2 protein-coding genes are annotated in these 2,309 nt (G+C 72.5%); both read left to right on the forward strand.

The annotated features are described in order from the left end of the window. Positions 1-36: 36 nt before the first annotated feature. The gene (locus tag AOK23_RS42640; protein ID WP_055717743.1) at positions 37-1,635 is read left to right on the forward strand and encodes an acyl-CoA carboxylase subunit beta; all 1,599 of its coding nucleotides are present in this window, start codon (positions 37-39) and stop codon (positions 1,633-1,635) included. 8 nt (positions 1,636-1,643) lie between these two features. Further along, a partial coding sequence (locus tag AOK23_RS42645; protein ID WP_276205811.1) for a biotin carboxylase N-terminal domain-containing protein occupies positions 1,644-2,309 on the forward strand: 666 nt, incomplete at its 3' end.

Genomic DNA, 2,309 nt, shown 5'->3' on the forward strand with positions numbered 1-2,309 from the left:
GCCGAAGGCCCACCCCGCCCCGCCGGAGGCGCACCGGTGACCGTCCTCGCCTCCGCCCTCGACCCGGGCGGCCCCGACCACACCGCGAACCGCGAGGCCATGCTCGCCAAGCTCGCCGAACTCGACGCCGAGCACGCCAAGGCCCTCGCGGGCGGCGGCGAGAAGTACGTCGCCCGGCACCGGGGCCGCGGCAAGCTCCTCGCCCGCGAACGCGTCGAACTGCTTCTCGACCCGGACACGCCCTTCCTGGAGCTGTCCCCGCTGGCCGCCTGGGGCAGCGAGTACACGGTGGGCGCCTCCCTCGTCACCGGCATCGGTGTCGTCGAGGGCGTGGAGTGCCTGATCACCGCCAACGACCCGACCGTACGCGGCGGCGCCTCCAACCCCTGGTCCCTGAAGAAGGCCCTGCGCGCCAACGACATCGCCCTCGCCAACCGGCTGCCCTGCATCAGCCTCGTCGAGTCCGGCGGCGCCGACCTGCCCTCCCAGAAGGAGATCTTCATCCCGGGCGGCGCCATCTTCCGCGACCTCACCCGGCTGTCCGCCGCCGGCATCCCCACCATCGCCGTCGTCTTCGGCAACTCCACCGCGGGCGGCGCCTACGTCCCCGGCATGTCCGACCACGTGATCATGGTCAAGGAGCGGGCGAAGGTGTTCCTCGGCGGCCCGCCACTGGTGAAGATGGCCACCGGCGAGGAGAGCGACGACGAGTCCCTCGGCGGCGCCGAGATGCACGCGCGCGTGTCGGGCCTCGCCGACCAGTTCGCCGTCGACGAGCACGACGCCCTGCGCCAGGCCCGCCGTGTCGTCGCCCGCCTCAACCACCGCAAGGCCCACCCCGACCCCGGACCCGCCGAGCCCCCGAAGTACGACGCGGAGGATCTGCTGGGCATCGTCCCGGCCGACCCGAAGGTGCCCTTCGACCCCCGCGAGGTCATCGCCCGGATCGTCGACGGCTCCGACTTCGACGAGTTCAAGCCCCTCTACGGCCCCAGCCTCACCACCGGCTGGGCCGCCCTGCACGGCTATCCCGTCGGCATCCTCGCCAACGCCCAGGGGGTCCTGTTCAGCGCGGAGTCGCAGAAGGCCGCCCAGTTCATCCAGCTCGCCAACCAGCGCGACATCCCGCTGCTGTTCCTCCACAACACCACCGGCTACATGGTCGGCAAGGAGTACGAGCAGGGCGGCATCATCAAGCACGGCGCGATGATGATCAACGCGGTCAGCAACTCGAAGGTCCCGCATCTGTCGGTCCTGCTGGGCGCCTCCTACGGCGCCGGCCACTACGGCATGTGCGGCCGCGCCTACGACCCCCGCTTCCTCTTCGCCTGGCCCAGCGCCAAGTCCGCCGTCATGGGCCCGCAGCAGCTCGCGGGTGTCCTGTCGATCGTCGCCCGCCAGTCGGCCGCCGCCAAGGGACACCCGTACGACGAGGACGCCGACGCCGCCCTGCGCGCCATGGTGGAGCAGCAGATCGAGTCCGAGTCGCTGCCCATGTTCCTGTCCGGGCGGCTGTACGACGACGGCGTCATCGACCCGCGCGACACCCGCACCGTCCTCGGCCTGTGTCTGTCGGCCATCCACACCGCCCCCTACGAGGGCGCCCGCGGCGGCTTCGGCGTCTTCCGGATGTGAGGGACCACGTGATCACTTCAGTGCTCGTCGCCAACCGGGGCGAGATCGCCTGCCGGATCTTCCGCACCTGCCGTGAGCTGGGCATCCGCACCGTCGCCGTGCACTCCGACGCCGACGACACCGCCCTGCACACACGCGTCGCCGACCAGGCCGTACGCCTCCCGGGCGCGGCCCCCGCCGACACCTACCTGCGCGGCGACCTCGTGGTGAAGGCCGCCCTCGCCGCCGGCGCCGACGCCGTCCACCCCGGCTACGGCTTCCTCTCCGAGAACGCCGACTTCGCCCGCGCCGTCCTCGACGCCGGCCTCACCTGGATCGGCCCGCCCCCCGAGGCGATCGAGGCCATGGCGTCGAAGACCCGCGCCAAACAGCTCATGGGCCTCGCCCCCCTCACCGAGGTCACCGAGGCCGACCTCCCGGTCCTGGTGAAGGCCGCCGCGGGCGGCGGCGGGCGCGGCATGCGCGTCGTGCGCCGCCTCGACGAACTCGAAGCCGCCCTGGAGGGCGCCCGCGCCGAGGCCACGAGCGCCTTCGGCGACGGCGAGGTGTTCATCGAGCCGTACGTCGAGGACGGCCGCCATGTCGAGGTGCAGATCCTCGCCGACACCCACGGCACCGTCTGGGCCCTCGGCACCCGCGACTGCTCCCTGCAACGCCGCCACCAGAAGGTCATC

This window comes from Streptomyces torulosus, from assembly GCF_001419765.1.
Lineage (GTDB): Bacteria > Actinomycetota > Actinomycetes > Streptomycetales > Streptomycetaceae > Streptomyces > Streptomyces torulosus.